Origin of the sequence: Kribbella sp. NPDC026596, assembly GCF_040638415.1 — a bacterium.
Classification (GTDB): Bacteria; Actinomycetota; Actinomycetes; order Propionibacteriales; family Kribbellaceae; genus Kribbella.
In genome coordinates, this window is sequence record NZ_JBEZYF010000043.1 from 1 (window position 1) to 19602 (window position 19602).

Consider the following 19602-nt stretch of genomic DNA (forward strand, 5'->3'; position numbering starts at 1 on the left):
CCCGCCGTCCCCCTGGGCCGACCGCGGGCCGGGGGCGGGGGGGGGGGGGGGGTCGGGGGGGGTTGGGGCCCGGGGGGGTGGGAAAACCACCCCAACAACCTTCACCCCCCCCACCACCCGGGGTGCAAGCCCCCTGCAGTTACCCCGATCTCAGGCCCAATTCCCGCGATGCGGACGGATCCGACCACATCCCGGGCTGAGGCCGGGCCGGGCGCGGTCTGGGCGGCGAGTCGTGGATCTTGGCGGGGACTCGTCGGCGTGGCGCAACCAGTTCCCGCGACTCGGCGGATCGGGTGGGCGCCAATCTCCACGACTCGACACAGCGACGAGCAGCACCACCCAACTGCTCGACCGACCCAGCCCGACCGCAGAGCCACCCGGTTCAAATACCCGGCGCGCTCACCACCCGGTTCGTTGACGGAATCCGGTTGGCGTGCGACCACTCGGCTGAGCGGCTCCGGGCATAGCTGCGGCCTTCCCTGGTCGGGGTGGTGTGGGTCAAGGGTCGAAGGTCCCGCAGGGACGCCAAAGGCGCCCTTGACGCATGCCACCCCGACTAGCACCATCACGCAGCCCGGAGCCGCGGCACCACAGTCACCTAGGCCCACAGCGCCGACGTACCCAGGGGGGTTAGTGCAGGAGGGGGTCGATGGCTGCGGCTATGAAGAGGAGGGCCAAGTAGATGTTGGAGAAGTGGAACAGGCGCATGGGGCGGAGGGCGGCTCCGTCGGCGCCGGTGTGGGCTCGGAGCAACAACGCGCGGGCCTCGCGGAGGAAGAGCACGCCGAGCACGATCGCGGCCAGCGGGTAGACGAAGCCGGTGTCGGCGACCGGCCACAGGGCGATCGAGGTGATCACCATGACCACCGAGTAGGCCATGATCTGCCGGGCGGTGGCGACCGGGGTGGCGACTACAGGCAGCATCGGTACGTCGACCGACGCGTAGTCCTCGCGGTAGCGCATCGCCAGCGACCAGGTGTGCGGCGGGGTCCAGAAGAACACCACCCCGAACAGCACGATCGGCGTCCAGGCCAGCTCGTTGGTGACCGCGGTCCAGCCGATCAGGGTCGGGAAGCAGCCGGCGATCCCGCCCCAGACGATGTTCTGCACGGTCCGGCGCTTGAGCACCATCGTGTAGCCGAACACGTAGAACAGGTTCGCGGCGAGCGCCAGGCCGGACGACAGCCAGTTGACGAAGAACCCGAGCTCGAGCGTGGCCAGGATGCCGAGCACGACACCGAAGATCGTCGCCGAGCGCGGGCTGACCGCGTGCCGCGGCAGCGGCCGGCGACGGGTCCGGCGCATCTGCTCGTCGATGTCGCGGTCCAGCACGCAGTTGATCGTGTTGGCGCTGCCGGAGGCCAGGATGCCGCCGACCAGGGTGGCCGCGACGACGCCCAGACCGGGCACTCCCCCGGCGGCCAGGAACATCACCGGCACCGTGGTGATCAGCAGCAGCTCGATGATGCGTGGCTTGGTCAGACCGACGTACGCCTTCACCACGTCGCGCACCGACGGACTCACTACAGCAGGAGCGTCCACCAGCGGCGTCGGGTACGACGTCGTCGCGGCTGGACGCGGGTCGACGGCCGTCACGAACACCTCGAAAACAGTGGGTTGACGCCGGAGGCCCGGCGCTGACGATTCGACAGTCTACGACGCCTCGTAGGAGGGGCTGACCACCCCCCTGGGTGAGTCCGGGAACAACGATGGACATGTCCGAGTTGCTTGTCTGTGAGAAGCCTGAAACGTGCTGGCGAGTAGGCTCCTGGCGGAGGACCAGTACGTGTCCACAGCCATCGAGAGGAGCGCCGCCGGCGTGACGGAGAAGACCAGCCCCAAGCTTGAATGGACCGAGCTCGACCAGCGCGCGGTCGACACCGTGCGGGTGCTCGCTATGGACGCGGTCGAGAAGGTCGGCAACGGCCACCCCGGGACGGCGATGAGCCTGGCACCGGCGGCGTACCTGCTGTTCCAGAAGGTGATGCGGCACAACCCGGCCGACCCGCACTGGGCCGGCCGCGACCGGTTCGTGCTCTCGGCCGGTCACTCCAGCCTCACCCTGTACATCCAGCTGTACCTGGCCGGCTTCGGCCTCGAGCTGGACGACCTGAAGGCGCTGCGGACCTGGGGCAGCAGGACCCCCGGTCACCCGGAGTACGCCCACACCCCCGGTGTCGAGACGACCACCGGCCCGCTCGGCCAGGGCGTCGGCAACGCGGTCGGCATGGCGATGGCGGCCCGCCGCGAGCGCGGCCTGCTCGAGCCCGAGGCAGCCTCCGGCGCGGGTGTGTTCGACCACCAGATCTACGTGATCGCTTCGGACGGTGACCTGGAGGAAGGTGTCTCGGCGGAGGCGTCCTCGCTGGCCGGTCACCAGCAGCTCGGCAACCTCACGGTGATCTACGACGCGAACAAGATCTCGATCGAGGACGACACCAACATCGCGTTCTCCGAGGACGTCGCGGCCCGTTACGCGGCGTACGGCTGGCACGTCCAGGACGTCGACTGGACCAACGGCGGCACCGGCTACGAGGAGGACGCCCAGGCCCTGTACGACGCCATCGAGGCGGCCCGGGCGGTCACCGACAAGCCGAGCTTCATCCGGCTGCACACGATCATCGGCTGGCCGGCCCCGACCAAGCAGAACACCGGCAAGATCCACGGGTCCGCCCTCGGTGCCGACGAGGTCGCCGCGACCAAGAAGGTGCTCGGCTGGGACCCGGAGCAGACCTTCCAGGTCGCCGACGACGTGATCGCCTACACCCGCAAGGCGCTCGACCGCGGCAAGGCCCTGCAGGACGACTGGAACATCAAGTACGACGCCTGGCGGACGGCCACCCCGGAGCGCGCGGAGCTGTACGACCGGCTGGGCAAGCGTGAGCTGCCGGCCGGCTGGAAGGACGCGCTGCCGAGCTGGGACGCCGACGCCAAGGGCGTGGCCACCCGCGCCGCCTCCGGTGACGTGCTGACCAAGCTGGCGCCGGAGCTGCCCGAGCTCTGGGGCGGTTCGGCCGACCTGGCCGGTTCGAACAACACCACCCCGAAGGGTGAGCCGTCGTTCATCCCGGCCGAGCACGCCACCAAGGAGTTCCAGGGCAACGAGTACGGCCGGGTCCTGCACTTCGGCATCCGCGAGCACGGCATGGGCTCGGTGCTGAACGGCATCGCCCTGCACGGCCTGACCCGCCCGTACGGCGGTACGTTCCTGGTCTTCAGCGACTACATGCGCCCGGCGGTCCGGCTGGCCGCGCTGATGCGGCTCCCGGTCACCTACGTGTGGACGCACGACTCGATCGGCCTCGGCGAGGACGGCCCGACGCACCAGCCGATCGAGCACCTGTCGGCACTGCGGGCCATCCCGGGCCTGGACGTCGTACGGCCTGGTGACGCCAACGAGACCGCGGCCGCGTGGGCCACGATCCTCGAGCACACCGACCGCCCGGCCGGCCTGGCGCTGACCCGGCAGAACGTGCCGACGTTCCCGCGGGGCACCGACGGCTTCGCCACCACGGAGAACGTGAAGAAGGGCGGCTACACGCTGCTCGACACCGACGGCACGCCGGACGTGGTCCTGATCGGGACCGGCTCCGAGCTGCAGCTGGCCGTCGAGGCCCGCAACACGCTGGCCGCCGAGGGCATCAAGGCGCGCGTCGTCTCGATGGTCTCCCGCGAGTGGTTCGACGAGCAGGACGACGCGTACCGCGAGTCCGTCATCCCGGCGGACGTCCGGGCCCGGGTCTCGGTCGAGGCCGGGATCGCACAGAGCTGGCACGACATCGTCGGCGACGCCGGCCGCACGGTCAGCCTGGAGCACTACGGCGCGTCGGCCGCCTACCAGACCCTGTACGACGAGTTCGGCATCACCGCCGAGGCCGTCGTCCAGGCCGCCAAGGACAGCATCGCCACCGCCGCCGGGATCAGCGGCCCGGGCGTGCCGCCCAAGCGCGCCGCCGCCGGCCCGGTCGGACCCGCCGACGCCGCCAACTGAGACACCCACAACAGAAGATTCGGAAGGCTTCGGACATGAACGATCGCTTGAAAGCACTCGCTGACGCGGGTGTCTCCATCTGGCTCGACGACCTCTCCCGGGAGCGGCTGACCAGCGGAAGCCTGGCCGCCCTGATCCAGGACAAGCACGTGGTCGGCGTGACCACCAACCCGACCATCTTCGCCAAGGCGATCTCGGACGCCGACGCGTACGCCGAGCAGGTGTCCCGCCTGGCCGCCGACGGCGTCAGCACCGACCTGGCGATCCGGGCGATCACGACCGACGACGTCCGGAACGCCGCCGACCTCTTCAAACCGGTCTACGACGACACCGAGGGGCAGGACGGCCGGGTCTCGATCGAGGTCGAGCCGAGCCTGGCCCACGACACCGGCAAGACGATCGAGCAGGCCAAGCTGCTGTGGGACATCGTCGGCCGGGAGAACGTCTTCGTGAAGATCCCCGCCACCAAGGCGGGCCTGCCGGCGATCACCGCGACGCTGGCCGCCGGGATCAGCGTGAACGTGACGCTGATCTTCTCCCTCGACCGCTACAAGGCGGTCGTGGACGCGTTCCTGTCCGGCCTCGAGCAGGCGATCGAGAACGGCCACGACGTGACCAAGCTGGCCAGCGTGGCGTCGTTCTTCGTCAGCCGGGTCGACACCGAGGTGGACAAGCGGCTGGACGCGATCGGCACCGACCAGGCGAAGGCGCTCAAGGGCAAGGCCGCGATCGCCAACGCCCGGCTCGCCTTCGAGGCGTACGAGGAGATCTTCGACACCGACCGCTGGCGCGAGATCGAGACCGCCGGCGCCAAGCCGCAGCGCCCGCTGTGGGCCTCCACCGGCACCAAGGACCCGGCGTACTCCCCCACGCTGTACGTCGACAACCTGGTCACCAGCGGCGTGGTCAACACGATGCCCGAGGCAACCATCAAGGCGGCCGAGGAGCACAGCGAGTTCTCCGGTGACACGGTCCGCGGCGACTACGCCGGCGACCGCAAGGTGATCGACGACCTGGAGCGGCTCGGCATCTCGTACGACGAGGTCGTGCAGGTGCTCGAGGACGAGGGCGTGGCGAAGTTCGACGCGTCCTGGTCGGAGCTGCAGGACACCGTCACCGCGGCCCTGAAGGGTGCGGCCAAGTGAGCGCTCCGCAGGTCAGCACGCAGAACGGCGACTGGGCCGAGGTGGTCGGCAAGCTCGTCGAGGAGAAGATCGCGTCCCGGATCGCCGCGAAGGACGCGACGATCTGGGGTCCGGACGCGGAGTCCGAGGCCTCGATCCGGCTCGGCTGGGTCGACCTGCACGAGACCTCGCGGCCGCTGCTGGCCGAGATCGAGGCCCTGCAGGCGGACCTGCGTTCCGAGGGTCTGGACCGGATCGTGCTGTCCGGCATGGGCGGTTCGTCGCTGGCACCCGAGGTGATCACCCGGACCGCCGGCGTGGAGCTCGTCGTACTGGACTCGACCGACCCCAGCGTGGTCGGGCGGGCGCTGGCCGGTGACCTGTCGAAGACAGTGATCGTGGTGTCCAGCAAGTCCGGTGGGACGGTCGAGACGGACAGCCACCGGCGGACCTTCGTCAAGGCGTTCACCGACGCGGGCATCGACGCCGCTTCGCGAGTCGTCGTGGTGACGGACCCGGGGTCGCCGTTCGAGAAGCTGTCGGCCGACGAGGGGTACCGCAAGACGTTCCTGGCCGACCCGAACGTGGGCGGCCGCTACAGCGCGCTGACCGCGTTCGGACTGGTTCCGTCCGGTCTGGCCGGGGCCGACATCGCCGAGCTGCTCGACCAGGCGGCCGAGGCCGCCCCGGCTCTGCAGGCTGACTCGACGGACAACCCGGCCCTGTGGCTGGGCGCCGTACTCGCGGCCAGCGCGGGCCGGGACAAAGCGATCATCACGGCCGACGGGTCCGACATCGTCGGGTTCCCGGACTGGGCCGAGCAGCTGATCGCGGAAAGCACCGGCAAGCAGGGCACCGGCGTACTGCCGGTCGCGGTCGAGGTCGGTGCGCCGGAGCTGCGCAGCGAGGCGGCGGACCTGACCAACGCGCTGCTGGCGGAGAAGGCGACGAGCGGTGTTCCGACGGCGCTGACCTCGGGTTCGCTCGGTGGTCAGTTCCTGCTCTGGGAGGTGGCGACGGCGGTGGCCGGCTACCTGCTGGGCATCGACCCGTTCGACCAGCCGGACGTGGAGAGCGCGAAGAAGGCCGCTCGCGGTCTGCTGGACGCTCAGCCCGAGCCCGAGGCGGCGGCCTTCACCGACGGTGTCGTCGAGGTCCGTGGCTCCGAGGGTCTGCTGGACGGTGTGGACTCGCTGCAGGGCGCGGTCGACGCGCTGCTGGGCAAGCTCGACGCGGTCGGCTACCTGGCCGTGATGGCGTACCTGGACTCCGAGCGCGACGCCGACCTGGCGGGTGTTCGGCCGGCGCTGGCGTCGCGGACGGGACGGCCGGTGACCTTCGGCTGGGGTCCGCGGTTCCTGCACTCGACCGGTCAGTACCACAAGGGTGGCCACCCGCAGGGCGTGTTCCTGCAGATCACCGCGGCACACCCGACGGATGTGGAAATCCCCGATCGGCCGTTCACGTTCGGCACACTGATCTCGGCGCAGGCCGCCGGAGACGCGAATGTGCTCGCCGAGCGCGGCCGTCCGGTGCTGCGGCTCCACCTGACCGATCCGGCGAGCGGCGTACAGCAACTCCTGTCCCTGTTCGGTAACTAGAAACCTCGGAGGGAAGCGGCTGATGACCGCTGAGCTCGACGACGGGCCGGCCGGCCCGGTGAACCCGCTGCGGGACCCGCAGGACCGGCGGCTGCCGCGGATCGCCGGGCCGTGCAGCCTGGTGATCTTCGGTGTCACCGGCGACCTGGCCCGCAAGAAGCTGATGCCGGCGGTCTACGACCTCGCGAACCGGGGGCTGCTGCCCCCGGGTTTCGCCCTGGTCGGGTTCGCCCGCCGCGACTACACCAACCAGGACTTCGCCCAGATCGTGCACGACTCGGTGAAGGAGCACGCCCGGACGCCGTTCCGCGAGGAGGTCTGGCAGCAGCTCGCCGAGGGCTTCCGGTTCGTGCCGGGTGACCTGACCGACGACGAGGCGTTCAAGCGGCTGCGGGAAACCGTGGACGAGCTGGACGTCACCCGCGGTACCGGTGGCAACCACGCCTTCTACCTGTCCATCCCGCCGGGGCTGTTCCCGGAGGTCGTGCGGCAGCTGTCCGAGCACGGGCTGACCGACGAGACGCCCGGCTCGTGGCGGCGGGTGGTGATCGAGAAGCCGTTCGGCCACGACCTGAAGAGCGCGCGGGAGCTGAACCGCGTGGTCGAGTCCGTGTTCCCGCCCGAGGCGGTCTTCCGGATCGACCACTACCTGGGCAAGGAAACCGTCCAGAACATGCTGGCGCTGCGGTTCGCCAACGCCATGTTCGAGCCGGTGTGGAACAGCCACTACGTCGACCACGTCCAGATCACCATGGCCGAGGACATCGGCATCGGCGGCCGGGCCGGGTACTACGACGGCATCGGCGCGGCCCGCGACGTGATCCAGAACCACCTGCTCCAACTGCTCGCGCTCGTTGCGATGGAAGAGCCGGTCAGCTTCGACGCCTGGTCGCTGCGCCAGGAGAAGAAGAAGGTTCTCGCCGCGGTGCAACTGCCGGAGCGCCTCGACCTGCACTCCGCCCGCGGTCAGTACGCGGCCGGCTGGGCCGGTGGCACCAAGGTCAAGGGCTACCTGCAGGAGGACGGCATCCCGGCGTCCTCAGCGACCGAGACCTTCGCTGCGTTGCGCGTCGACGTCGACACCCGTCGCTGGGCAGGGGTTCCGTTCTACCTGCGTACGGGCAAGCGCCTGGGCCGCCGGGTCACCGAGGTCGCGGTGATGTTCAAGCGCGCACCGCACCTGCCGTTCAACAAGACCGAGACCGAAGAGCTCGGCCAGAACGCACTGGTGCTGCGGATCCAGCCGGACGAGGGCATCACCATGCGCTTCGGCGCCAAGGTGCCCGGCACGATGATGGAGATCCGCGACGTCAACATGGACTTCCAGTACGGCGGTTCGTTCACGGAGTCCTCACCCGAGGCGTACGAGCGGCTCATCCTCGACGTCCTGCTCGGTGATCCGCCGCTGTTCCCGCAGCACACCGAGGTGGAGCTGGGCTGGAAGATCCTCGACCCGGTGATCAACTACTGGGCCAAGCACGGCACGCCGGAGCAGTACGCGTCCGGCGGCTGGGGCCCGGACTCGGCGCACGAGATGCTCGCCCGCGACGGACGCGCCTGGAGGCGGCCATGATCATCGACCTCACCGACACGACGTCGAGCGAGATCGCCTCGGCGCTGCTGAAGGCCCGCCGGAACGCGGGCTCGCCGGCGATGGGCATGGTCGGCACGATCGTGGTGGTCGTCGACGAGGCTTCCCACCACGACGCGATGAAGGCCGCGAACGAGGCCGGCCGAGAGCACCCGTCCCGGGTGCTCGTTGCGATCCTGCGGCCCGGCCGCGGCGCGACCGGCCTGGACGCGGAGGTCCGCGTCGGCGAAGGCATCCCTGGCGAGGCGGTGCTGCTCCGGCTGCACGGCGAGCTGGCCAAGGTGCCGGAGTCCGTGGTCACGCCGCTGCTGCTGCCCGACTCCCCCGTCATCGTTTGGTGGCCGGGTGGCGGACCGAAGGTTCCGGCCGACGACCCACTGGGCCGGCTCGGCCGGCGCCGGGTGACGGACGCGGCGGCGACCCGTCGCGCCTCCGTCGACTTCACCGCGCGGGCCGAGGGCTACCAGCCCGGCGACACCGACTTCGCGTGGGCCCGGCTGACCCCGTGGCGCGCGCTGATGGCGGCTGCCCTGGATCAGTACCCGACCACGGTGACGGCTGCCGAGGTCGTGTCGGCCAAGGGCAATCCGAGTGCGGACCTGATGGCCGCGTGGCTGCAGTGCCGGCTCGGCGTCCCGGTCGAGCAGAAGAACTCGCGCGGCCCGGGCGTGACCGCCGTCCGGATGTTCACGCCGTCGGGGCCGATCGCGCTGACCCGGCCGGACGGTTCGGTGGCGACGTTCAGCATCCCTGGGCAGCCGGATCGGCCGGTGGCGTTGAAGCGCCGTACGACGTCCGAGCTGCTGAGCGAGGAGTTGCGGCGGCTCGACCCGGACGACGTGTACGCGAAGACGCTGGCGTGCATGGTCGACCGGGAGAACCTGCCGGAAGCCGCGAAGAAGGTCGACGCTGCGGACAAGCGATCGGTGCAGTCGGCGGTGTCGACAGCGGCAGCCCGGACGGCCGAGGCCTCGCCGGCTTCGGCGAAGAAGGCGGCTGCGACCGCGAAGGCTGCGGCCGAGAAGTCCGGGGCGAAGAAGGCGACCGTACGCAGGACGGCTGCCAAGAAGACCGTGGCCAAGAAGACGGCGGTCAAGAAGGCCGCGGCCAAGAAGACGGCCGCGAAGAAGACGGCTAGCAAGCGGGTGGCGGGACGCTCATGAGCGTCCCGTCCGTCCTGCTGAACCGCGACGCCGAGGGCCTCGCCCACGCCGTCGCGGCGCGCTTCCTCACTGCGGTGGTCGATGCCCAGAGCAACGGTCGGGTCGCACAGGTCGTGCTGACCGGCGGTCGCGTCGCCGCGGTCGTCCACCGGGCCGTCGCGGAGTCGCCGGCCCGGACCGCGATCGACTGGAGCCGGGTCGAGTTCTGGTGGGGTGACGAGCGCTTCCTGCCCGACGGCGATCCGGAGCGCAACGAGACGCAGGCAAGGGATGCTCTGCTCTCGCATGTGGACGTCGACCCGGCCAGGGTGCACCCGATGCCGGCCGACACGGGCCAGGGCGCCGAGGCAGCAGCCGAGGCCTACGCGGCCGAGTTGGCCGCGGCCGGCTCACCGACCTTCGACGTACTGATGCTCGGCGTTGGTCCGGACGGGCATGTGGCGTCGCTGTTCCCGGGCTATCCGCAGGTGAAGATCACCGACGTTGCCGCGGTCGCCGTCCACGACTCCCCCAAGCCACCGCCGACCCGGGTCTCCCTCACCCTCCCGGCCATCGACCGGGCGCGCGAGGTGTGGTTCGTGGTCTCCGGCGAGGACAAGGCGGACGCGGTCGCGAAGGCCCTGTCCGGCGGCGACGTCCCCGCGGCACGCCCCCGCGGCCTCGACCGCACCCTATGGTTGCTCGACCAAGCAGCCGCTGGAGGACTGTCCGAGAGTCAAGGCTGACTTCGGCGGGCGCCGAACAGTCTGGGTGGCAGACTCGGCGGCATGACGAGCTTCCGCGGGCTGCACACCGGTCACTTCGTGATGCCGAACGCCTGGGACGCCGGCAGCGCCGTACTCCTCGCGGAGGCGGGCTTTCCGGCGATCGCGACCACCAGTGCCGGGATCGCCTTCTCGCTGGCGAAGGGCGATCACACGCTGCCCGATGGCGCGCCGTCGGTGTCCCGTGAGGTCATGTTCGAGCGGATCCGGGAGATCACGGCGGTGAGCGCCGTACCCGTCAACGGCGACCTCGAGGACGGGTACGGAGCTCAGCCTTCACGGGTTGCGGACACGATCGCCCTGGCCCGCGACGCCGGGCTGGCCGGCGGGAACATCGAGGACTACGACGGGCGGGAGCTGTACGACGTCGAGCTGTCCGTGGAGCGCATCGTCGCCGCCCGCGAGGCCGCCGGCTCCGACTTCGTGCTGACGGCCCGGACCGACGGTCAGTTGCTGCGTACGCCGACCTCGCTGAGCGACTCCATCGATCGCGCCAACCGCTTCCGCGCGGCGGGCGCCGACTGCCTCTACGTCCCCGGCGTGAACGACCTCGACGAGATCCGCACCCTCGTCCGGGAGATCGACGGACCCCTCAACGTCGTCATCGGCCTCGGTACGTCGACCCTCACCGTCGCCGACCTCCAGTCCGCCGGCGTCGCCCGGATCAGCCTCGGCGGCAGCATCGCCCGAGCGGCCCTCGGCTTCATCCGCCGCAGCGCCGAAGAACTAGCCACCAAAGGCACCATCACCTTCGCGGCCGACCAGATCCCGCAGGCTGACCTCAACCTGCTATTTGCGCGATCATCCAAGGGTGAGCCGGCCTGAAGGAAGCCTCCGGACGCTGCCGACGATCCACGGGATCGTCGGCCTCGGAACCTGCCTGTGCCTGATCCTGCTCTACCTCGGAATCGACGCGTTCGGAGCCGTCAACGACGTCGGCAACGGCGTACTGGGGCTGCTCAGCGCTGCGCTGGCTTGGCGGTGCCAGCAGGCCGGCGTGACCGCTGGGCGCGCGTTCGTGGTGATCGCGGCGCTCGGCGCCGCGATCACCGTCATCGGTTCGATCCTGGTCCTCACCGACGCGACCGGGTTCTTCCTCGCGGGTCTGGTGTCGAGCCTCGGGTTCGCGATGATCGGGATCTGGCTGGTCGCGATCAACCGAAGGCCCGACGACCCCTGGCTCAGTCAGCTGAGGAGAGCCGGCCTGGTTGCCGGCATCGTGATGCTGCTCGGCTTCGTCAGCGCACCCGGCATCGCCATGGGTGTCGACGACATGGACGCTGCGCCCGCCTGGACCTACTTCGGCGGCTTCAGCTGGGCGGGCACCTACCTGCTCTTCCCGCTCTGGAGTCTCCGCCTCGGTCGCTCGACCTCAGTCCCCCGGCCGGACTGATCCCGACCGGAAAGATTCCGTAAGCCGGTCGCGGCACAGTACCGGAGTCAGCCCGACTCCAGGAGGTCCGCGATATGTTCACCCTCACCCAGACCATCGACGCACCGCCGACCGAGGTCGCCCGCGCCTTCACCGAGCCAGAGCCGTTCGCCGCCTGGTTCCTCGCGGAAGGCTTCACCACCCCGGCCGACCGCGTCACCATCGACGCGCGGCGCGGTGGGCAGATCTCGGCCGTGTTCGTCGGCGAAGGCGACACCGAGGTGCCGTTCACCCTGCGCTTCGGCGCGGTCGATCTGCCGCGCAGCGTCGTACTCCTCTTCGACGAGCCGGCCGAGGAGATCACCGTGCAACTGTCGGAGCTGGCCGGCGGGCGGACCCAGCTGGACTATCGGAGCGTAGGCCTGTCCGCCGAGGGCGAGAAGACCATCAAGCCCGGTGTGGCGATCATGCTCGGTCACATGGCGTCGTACTTCAGCCGGTAAGCCTCGCTCACGCGTCCCGGAAGCGGAACAGGATCAGGCCCGCAGACAAGGCAGCCACGGCATAAAGCGCGAGCACACCGAGTCCCGACCACGGTGCTATCGGCAGCGCGTCCAGGCGCAGTGTCGCCTGGATCCCGAGGCCGGCCGTCATCGGCGAGACCTTCAGGATCCACTCCTTCCACCGCGGATCGGTGACGGCGATCGAAACGATCGGTGCGACGTAGAACAGCACGAGCAGGATCGTCACCGTGCCGCCGGTATGGCGGACGACGAAAGCGACACCGAGACTGATCAGGGCGACCAGGCCGAGGTACAGCACGGTTCCGCCGTACGCGCGCAAGATCGGCCCGTCGGCGAGCGACAGCGGCCGATAACCCGCCGCCGCGGTGAACCCGTTGGCTGCCAGGAACCCGCGGCCGACCAGCAAGGACGTGAGCACACTCAGGGCGGCAGCGCCGGTGACCGCCGCGCCGACGGTCACCGCTTTCGCAGCCAGTACGGCGAATCGGCGCGGACAGGCCGCCAAGGTGGTCCGGATCATCGCGGTCTCGTACTCGGCGGTGACGGCCAGCGCGGCCACCACGATCACCGCGGCCTGGCCGAGGTACACGCCCGACAGACTGAGTTTGGCGAGGTCGAAGTCGCAGGACGGGTCCGAGCGCGCGCAGTTCGGCGGGGTCAGATCCCACGTCACCAAGCCACCGACCGCTGCTGTCGACAGGATCACCGCGAGCAGCGTCCAGCCCGTACTCGGCGCCGTGCGCAGCTTGGTCCACTCTGCTCGCAACGCCCGCCCGGCACGCATCACGCGTCCCGGCGGCCGAGTTGCCAGCGGGCCAGGCCGAGCGCGACGACGACGTACGCGCAGAGCACCCCCAGGCCTGCCCACGGGCCGATCACCTGGCCGGCCCGGTCGACGGTTTGCTGGACGGCCAGACCCGCGATCGGCGTCAGCCGGCTTGCCCAGACATCGGCCTCCGGCGAGATCACCGGTACGACGATCTGTGGCACCACGACGAGCGCGATCACGAACACGATCGCGCCGACCGTGCGCCGCCTGAGCACCGCGATGCCGAGACTGAACAGCGCGATCAGGGCCAGGAAGATCGCCGTACCGATGACCGCCCGCAGACTAGGACCGTCGAGCAGCGACACATGCGGATAGGCAGGCGGATTGTAACCGCCCGCGTGCATGCCCGGCTGGGCAAGCAGGAACGAGGCAACGCTCGCGACCAGCCCGGCGACGAAGACCGTGCCGCCGAGGACGACCGCCTTCGCGGCGAGCACGTGACCGCGCCGGGGTCCGGCGGCGAACGTCGTACGGATCATTCCGGTCCGGTACTCCGCAGTCATCCACAGCACGCCGAGCGCGATCACCGCGATCATGCCGACCCGGACGCCGAACAGGCTGAGCAGCACCACGTCGTCCTCCCCCGGCGAATGCCAGCTGCCGATGCCGTAGCCGGAGATGTCGCCCGATCCGGTGATCGTGAACGTGTCGCCGGACCGGCGCAGGTCGCCGGTCGGAACCCCGCCGGTCTGCTTCGACGGAAGCGTCGAGATGTTCTGGCCGGTCCAGTCCTGCTGCCCCGGTTGCGCCCCTGCCAGCGCGACGCTGTCGAAGACCGCCGAACCCACGGTGTTCTCGATCGAAATCGCCGACCCGCTGCCCGTCCGTGTCGACACATAGCGCGGTGGCGACGCGACGAACAGGCCGACCTCGACCTCGCGCGGCAAAGCCACGGTCATCGTGCCGACCTCCTGCCAAGCCTGGCCGTCGGCTGACGAGTACCCGGTGATCGAGTTGCCGGTCCGGCTCAGCTTGAGCCAGCGCGGCGCCCGGTCGGCCGGACCGGCCTGCTCGGTGTCGAACATCGCCTCCATCCGTACGCCGTGGTCCGGCGTGACCAGCACAGCGGCGTACGGCGTTCCCGGCGCAACGCCGGCCTTCACCAGCAGGCCGGCCTTCGCCCACTCATGACTGCTCTGCTGGCTGACGACCCGGGCGATCACCGACCCATTGCCGGCCAGCGGCTTGTGCACGAAGTACGCCTGATCCGAGAACCGCGGCAGCTCGTTGGCATCGGTCTTGCCGGCCGACGAGCCCAGCACTTCCAGCAGCACGCTGACTCCGACGGCGGCGACCAGGCACAGCGCCGTACTGCGCACCGTGCGGAACTTCGTCCACTCCCCGTGCAGAACCCGCAGGAAGCCGCGCATCGCTCACACCTCCTGGGGCGGGGTCCGCGCGGCGAACTCGACCGCGTCCCGGGTCAGGTCCATGTAGGCCTCTTCCAAGGACGCGCGATGTGCGGCCACCTCCGTGAACGCCAGACCGTGCTGGTTCAGCATCTTGATGACCTGCTCTGACGTCAGCCCGGTGACGGTCACCCGATCATGGTCCGTGGCGGCGACGGTGGCGCCGGCGGTCGCCAGCACTGTCATCGCCTGCGTCCGGTCCAGCGTGCGGAGCACGACCCGGTCCGCCGATGCGGCGGCCACCAACTCGTGCACCGTGGTGTCGGCGATCAGCCGGCCACGGCCGATCACGATCAGATGGTCCGCGCTGCCCTCGAGTTCACCCATCAAGTGACTCGACACCAGCACCGCTCGGCCGTCCGCGGCCAGCGACTTCAGCAGACCGCGGATCCACACGATGCCCTCCGGATCCAGCCCGTTCACCGGTTCGTCGAACAGCAGCACCGGCGGATCCCCCAGCAGGGCGCCGGCGATGCCCAGTCGCTGACGCATCCCCAGGGAGAACCCGCCGGCCCGGCGTCGCGCCACCTCGGTGAGGCCCACCTGTTCGAGGACCTCATCCACGCGCCGGGCCGGCAAGCCGTTGTACTGCGCCATCCACAGCAGATGGTCGCGTGCCTTGCGGCCCGGATGGACCGCGGCCGCATCGAGCAGCGCGCCGACGTCGCGCAACGGCGTCTCGAGGTCCCGGTAGCGGCGTCCGCCGATCAGTGCGTTGCCCCTGTCCGGCGCGTCCAGCCCGAGGATCACGCGCATCGTCGTCGACTTGCCGGCACCGTTCGGCCCGACGAAGCCGGTCACCTGACCCGGCCGGACGGTGAACGAGAGCCCGTCCACCGCGATCGTGGCGCCGTAGGTCTTGTGTAGCTCGTGCACCTCGACGGTGTTCGCTTCCATGGCGTTGACGCTACGCAGCCGCCGGGCCGCTGTCGTCACGCTGCCGAGCCGTCTGGGCGTCCCTCGCGTGGGGGACGCCGGGGGTGACGAACCGGGCGGACAATGAGGCTGTGAGCCAGGCCCGTGAGCTGGGCGACCGCGCGCTGGTCAGCGTCCGCAGGATCGCCGGCACCCGCGAAGCGTTCGTCGTCGCGGCAGTGGCGCTCGCCCTGGTCGCCCTCATGGAGGCCGGCAACAGAGGCGACCAGACCGGCCTGGATCTGGGCACCGGACTGCTCCTCGGGCTGTGCGCGACCGTGCCGATCGCGTTCCTGCCGGCCCATCCGATCCCGGTCGCGCTGGCCGTCACGCTCGCGAACGTCGTGGTGCTCGCCGGCTCCGATGCGCCGTACGTCGCGGGGGTCCTTGCCGGGCTCGTCGCTCTGTACCGGCTGGCGCGGAGCCGATCGCGCCGGCTGGCGTTTCCCTTCCTGCTGCCGTTCGTGGTGTTCGCGCTCGCGGAGCAGCGGCCGGGCTCGACCGCCGTACTGGTGCTGATGACGGCCGCCGTCCTCCTCGGCGCCGCCGTGCGGGAGCGCGGCACCGCGGCCGCCACCGCGGCGGCCGGCCGGGAGACAGCGGAGACGCTGCTCGACTACACGGCACGAGGTGAGCGGGCCCGGATCGCCCGCGAGCTGCACGACGTCGTCGCGCACCACATCTCGATCATCGCCGTACAGGCCGAGACCACCCGGCTGACGACACCGGGCATGCCGCCCGAGGGCGCGCAACGACTGGTCGCGATCGGCGACACCGCACGGTCCGCGCTCACGGAGATGCGCCGGCTGCTCGGCGTACTGCGCGAGGACGTCGACAGCGGCATCCGCAGCACGCGGTCACCGCAGCCCGGCCTGGAACAGCTGAACACCCTTGTCGACGAGGCCCGCGCGTCGTCGGGCGCGAGTACCCGGCTGATCGTCCGCGGCCACGTCGTGCCACTGGACCCCGGTGTCCAGCTGACGGCGTTCCGGATCGTGCAGGAGGCGCTGACCAACGCGCGGCGGCATGCGCCTGGCGCGGCCGCGGATGTCGAGTTGGACTACACCGACGAGGCACTGCGCCTGTGGATCCGCGACAACGGCCCAGGCCCCGCGCTCGACCAGGACGGAACCGGTGGGCACGGGTTGGTGGGTATGCGCGAGCGCGCCGCGATGATGGACGGAACCCTGGTCTTCGGCCGGTCGCCGGGCGGCGGTTTCGTGGTCGAGGCCGTGCTGCCGATCCCGCCGGACGAGCCATGACGGCGCCGACCCGGATCGCCGTCGTCGACGACCAGGAGGTGGTCCGGGCCGGGTTCGGCGCACTCCTCGGCACCCAGCCGGACTTCGTCGTCGCGGGTACCGCTGCCGATGGCAGCGAAGCGGTCCGGCTGTGCCGCGACGTGTCCGTCGACGTCGTCCTGATGGATGTGCGGATGCCCGTGCTGGACGGTATCGAGGCGACGCGGCGCATCGTCGCCGAGTCTGCCCCCGCACCAGGCCCACGGATCCTGATGCTGACGACGTTCGACCTCGACGAGCACGTGTACGACGCGTTGGCCGCCGGAGCCAGCGGCTTCCTCCTGAAGGACGTGACCGCCGAACGCCTCTTCGACGCGGTCCGGGTGATCGCGTCCGGAGGCGGCCTGCTCGCGCCGACTGTGACCCGCCGGCTGATCGCGGAGTTCGCGCGACTCCGGCCCGCAGCGGAATCGGGCGTGCCGCTCGGGAGCCTCACACCGCGCGAAGTGGAGGTGCTCCGCCTGATCGCCGAGGGTCTGTCCAACCCGGAGATCGCGAGCCGACTCGTGGTCAGCGAGGAGACGGTCAAGACCCACGTCAGCCGGCTGCTCGGCAAGCTCGGCCTGCGCGACCGCACCCAGGCCGTCATCGCGGCCTACGAGTCAGGGCTCGTCATCCCAGGCACCACCCGCCGAAACTCTCAGCCGATGAGGCCTTTGTAGACGCCGGGAACGGGCCCGCGGGCCGGGCCTGGCCTGTAGTCCGCTGTGTCTGCGCCGGTTGCTCCGAGGAGGCGTCGGGTCAGGGCATCGCGTGACGACAGGAGTTCGGTGACGGCTTCGCGGAGGTGACTGGCAGCTGGCGTGGCGTTCGACTGGGCGGCAAGCAGGATCGTGCGGCGGACGAGTTCCTTCACGAAGGACGCGGTGGTCCCCTCGGTCTGAGCCACGATCTCCTCGATCACGTCGTTCGTCAGGTCGAGGTTCGGACCGTAGAGGCGCAGCAAGCGGGCGCGGCCGTCAGTGTCCGGCAGCGGCACCTCGACGGCCAGGTCGACGCGGCCCGGGCGCTGCATGAGCGCAGGCTCCAGCAGATCCGCGCGGTTGGTGGTCAGGAGGAACGCGACATCGGCGTCCTGGGCCAGCCCGTCCATCTCGTTCAGGACCTGGAACAGCAGCGGGTTCTCGGCGCCGTGCGAGAAGTCGCGGGCCTCGGCGACCAGGTCGCAGTCCTCCAGTACGACGAGAGCCGGCTGCAGCATCCGCGCCAGTGAACACGCCTGCGCGATGAAGTGGATGCTCGTCCCGGCCAGCAGGACTACGGTGAACTCCGGCAGCCGTGACAGCAGGTAGCGCACGGTGTGGGTCTTCCCGGTCCCTGGCGGCCCGTAGAGCAGCACACCGCGACGCAGGTGCTGGCCGGCGCTCAGCAGGGCCTCTCGGTGCTCCGCGATGCCGACGACCTCCCGCTCGACCCGCTCCAGCACACCGTCCGGCAGTACGACGTCCTGCCGGCTGATCCCGGGCCGCGGATGCAGCCGGAACGGACCCACGCCCTGCCCGAACTCGTGCCCCTCGAACGACACCACCTTGCCCCGGAACACGTTGTGCTCGCGGATCAGGTCCGGCAGCGCACTCAGGAAGCGGTCCCCCGCCTCCTTCACCGGTGCCAGCACCTCGAGGTCGACGCTCGAGCGCCCGTACTGCGGGTTCGCCGCGCGCAACAGAGCGACGTACCGGTCCTCGCCGTGGACACCGAGGTAGAACCCGAACGCGACGCAGTCCATCTCCTCGTCGACGTCGATCTGCAGCCGCTGGTAGTCCACCGCGCCGATCCCGAACCGGTCGTACTCGGCCAGTTCGAGCAGCTCGCCGAGCGAGTGGTGACCGCGGTTCGATCCGGCCAGCCCAAGCACCTCGAACTCGTCGAACCACGCCTCGATCGCGCGCTGCACGTTCGGCAGGTCGTACGACGGGAAGCTCGACGACACCACCGGTACCTGCTCGGGGTCGACGCCGAGATGCGTCCGCAACCGCTCTCTCAGGCTCTCCCGGGCGTTCTTCGGCCCGGGAGACTGCATCCGCTCCAGGAAGCCCCGGAACAGCCGTGCGAACTCGTCGATCCCGTTCTCGTCCGGCATCGCGCCGTACCCCCTCGTGGTCCGCTATCCGGGGCGATCCGGAGGACCCTCCGCAACGCCGGATAGGATCACCACCATGACAGATTCCGAGTCCACCGACCGCCCGTACGCCGCCTTCCCGGTTCGGATCGGCCTGCAGCTCCAGCCCCAGCATGCTCAGTACGCCGACATCCGGCGGACCGCCGCCGCGGCCGAGGAGATCGGTGTCGACGTCCTCTTCAACTGGGACCACTTCTACCCGCTGTCGGGTGAGCCGGAAGGCCTGCACTTCGAGTGCTGGACCATGCTGGCCGCCTGGGCCGAGGCGACCGAGCGGGTCGAGATCGGCGCCCTGGTCACCTGCAACTCCTACCGCAACCCCGACCTGCTCGCCGACATGGCCCGCACGGTCGACCACATCAGCGACGGCCGGCTGATCTTCGGCATCGGTTCGGGCTGGTTCGAGAAGGACTACGACGAGTACGGCTACGAGTTCGGTACGGCGGGCGGCCGGCTGGACGCCCTCGGCGAGGCGCTGCCGCGGATCGAGCAGCGCTGGGCCAAGCTGAACCCGAAGCCGACCCGGGACATCCCGGTGCTGATCGGAGGCGGCGGCGAGAAGAAGACGCTGAAGCTGGTCGCCCAGCACGCGCACATCTGGCACGGCTTCGGTGACGCCGAGACGATCGCGCACAAGCACGCCGTCCTCGACGAGCACTGCCGCACGATCGGCCGCGACCCGGGCGAGATCGAGCGCTCGACCGCGGTCGGCACCAAGACGCCCGAGGAGACCGGCAAGTCGCTCCTCGACGTCGGCACCCGGCTGTTCACCGTGCACGCCTCCGGCCCGGACTACGACCTGGGCCTGCTGCGTGACTGGGTCGCCTGGCGCGACGACCTGAACGCGAAGTAGTCCGGCTGCGTCCGGAGGGCCGTTGCGCACGGTTCTCCGGACGCAA

Annotated in this window: 17 protein-coding genes; 12 read left to right on the forward strand and 5 right to left on the reverse strand. The window is 70.3% G+C overall.

What is annotated here, in order from left to right; all coding sequences use genetic code 11:
* Positions 1-630: 630 nt before the first annotated feature.
* On the reverse strand, positions 631-1545 hold the full coding sequence (locus tag AB0E63_RS29590; RefSeq protein ID WP_360373609.1) for a heme o synthase: 915 nt from the start codon (positions 1543-1545) through the stop codon (positions 631-633).
* A gap of 274 nt (positions 1546-1819) precedes the next feature.
* On the opposite strand from AB0E63_RS29590, the gene tkt reads away from it, so the two are divergent.
* The 9 genes from tkt (at position 1820) to AB0E63_RS29635 (ending at position 12109) form a co-directional block, all read left to right on the forward strand.
* On the forward strand, positions 1820-3991 hold the full coding sequence (gene tkt / locus AB0E63_RS29595; RefSeq protein ID WP_360373612.1) for a transketolase: 2172 nt from the start codon (positions 1820-1822) through the stop codon (positions 3989-3991).
* Between the two features lie 35 nt (positions 3992-4026).
* Entirely contained in the window at positions 4027-5136 is a 1110-nt protein-coding gene (tal, locus tag AB0E63_RS29600; protein WP_360373408.1) for a transaldolase, read from the forward strand.
* Positions 5133-6716, forward strand: a complete 1584-nt coding sequence (locus AB0E63_RS29605) for a glucose-6-phosphate isomerase (RefSeq protein ID WP_360373411.1) — start codon at positions 5133-5135, stop codon at positions 6714-6716. Before tal ends, AB0E63_RS29605 begins: the two co-directional genes overlap by 4 nt.
* A gap of 22 nt (positions 6717-6738) precedes the next feature.
* Positions 6739-8289 carry a glucose-6-phosphate dehydrogenase gene (gene zwf, locus AB0E63_RS29610; protein ID WP_360373414.1) on the forward strand — a complete coding sequence of 517 codons (1551 nt, stop codon included), beginning with the start codon at positions 6739-6741 and terminating at the stop codon, positions 8287-8289.
* Entirely contained in the window at positions 8286-9470 is a 1185-nt protein-coding gene (locus AB0E63_RS29615; protein WP_360373417.1) for a glucose-6-phosphate dehydrogenase assembly protein OpcA, read from the forward strand. Before zwf ends, AB0E63_RS29615 begins: the two co-directional genes overlap by 4 nt.
* Complete coding sequence (pgl, locus tag AB0E63_RS29620; protein WP_360373420.1) at positions 9467-10195, forward strand: 6-phosphogluconolactonase; 729 nt, start codon at positions 9467-9469, stop codon at positions 10193-10195. The genes AB0E63_RS29615 and pgl overlap by 4 nt, the downstream gene beginning before the upstream one ends.
* A gap of 42 nt (positions 10196-10237) precedes the next feature.
* Complete coding sequence (locus tag AB0E63_RS29625; protein ID WP_360373423.1) at positions 10238-11059, forward strand: isocitrate lyase/phosphoenolpyruvate mutase family protein; 822 nt, start codon at positions 10238-10240, stop codon at positions 11057-11059.
* Positions 11046-11627 carry a hypothetical protein gene (locus tag AB0E63_RS29630; RefSeq protein ID WP_360373426.1) on the forward strand — a complete coding sequence of 194 codons (582 nt, stop codon included), beginning with the start codon at positions 11046-11048 and terminating at the stop codon, positions 11625-11627. The genes AB0E63_RS29625 and AB0E63_RS29630 overlap by 14 nt, the downstream gene beginning before the upstream one ends.
* Positions 11628-11701: 74 nt before the next feature.
* Positions 11702-12109, forward strand: a complete 408-nt coding sequence (locus AB0E63_RS29635) for an SRPBCC domain-containing protein (protein ID WP_360373429.1) — start codon at positions 11702-11704, stop codon at positions 12107-12109.
* A 7-nt stretch (positions 12110-12116) separates the two neighbouring features.
* On the opposite strand, the gene AB0E63_RS29640 is transcribed toward AB0E63_RS29635, so the two are convergent.
* The 3 genes from AB0E63_RS29640 to AB0E63_RS29650 are packed head-to-tail and all read right to left on the reverse strand — an operon-like array spanning position 12117 to position 15265.
* On the reverse strand, positions 12117-12914 hold the full coding sequence (locus tag AB0E63_RS29640) for an ABC transporter permease (RefSeq protein WP_360373431.1): 798 nt from the start codon (positions 12912-12914) through the stop codon (positions 12117-12119).
* The gene (locus AB0E63_RS29645; RefSeq protein ID WP_360373434.1) at positions 12914-14329 is read right to left on the reverse strand and encodes an ABC transporter permease subunit; all 1416 of its coding nucleotides are present in this window, start codon (positions 14327-14329) and stop codon (positions 12914-12916) included. Before AB0E63_RS29645 ends, AB0E63_RS29640 begins: the two co-directional genes overlap by 1 nt.
* Before the next feature lie 3 nt (positions 14330-14332).
* A complete protein-coding gene (locus AB0E63_RS29650; RefSeq protein ID WP_360373437.1) occupies positions 14333-15265 on the reverse strand; it encodes an ATP-binding cassette domain-containing protein in 933 nt (310 codons plus the stop codon).
* 110 nt (positions 15266-15375) lie between these two features.
* On the opposite strand from AB0E63_RS29650, the gene AB0E63_RS29655 reads away from it, so the two are divergent.
* Positions 15376-16545: a sensor histidine kinase gene (locus AB0E63_RS29655; RefSeq protein ID WP_360373440.1), complete on the forward strand. Its 1170-nt coding sequence runs from the start codon at positions 15376-15378 to the stop codon at positions 16543-16545.
* A complete protein-coding gene (locus AB0E63_RS29660; protein ID WP_360373443.1) occupies positions 16542-17246 on the forward strand; it encodes a response regulator transcription factor in 705 nt (234 codons plus the stop codon). Before AB0E63_RS29655 ends, AB0E63_RS29660 begins: the two co-directional genes overlap by 4 nt.
* Here the strand turns inward: AB0E63_RS29660 and AB0E63_RS29665 are convergent.
* On the reverse strand, positions 17225-18664 hold the full coding sequence (locus AB0E63_RS29665; protein WP_360373446.1) for an ATP-binding protein: 1440 nt from the start codon (positions 18662-18664) through the stop codon (positions 17225-17227). The two genes, AB0E63_RS29660 and AB0E63_RS29665, sit on opposite strands and share 22 nt — an antisense overlap.
* A gap of 76 nt (positions 18665-18740) precedes the next feature.
* Here AB0E63_RS29665 and AB0E63_RS29670 point away from each other — a divergent pair, with 76 nt between their 5' ends.
* Positions 18741-19556 (forward strand): LLM class F420-dependent oxidoreductase, encoded by an 816-nt coding sequence (locus tag AB0E63_RS29670; protein WP_360373449.1) that lies wholly within the window; start codon positions 18741-18743, stop codon positions 19554-19556.
* Positions 19557-19602: the final 46 nt, after the last annotated feature.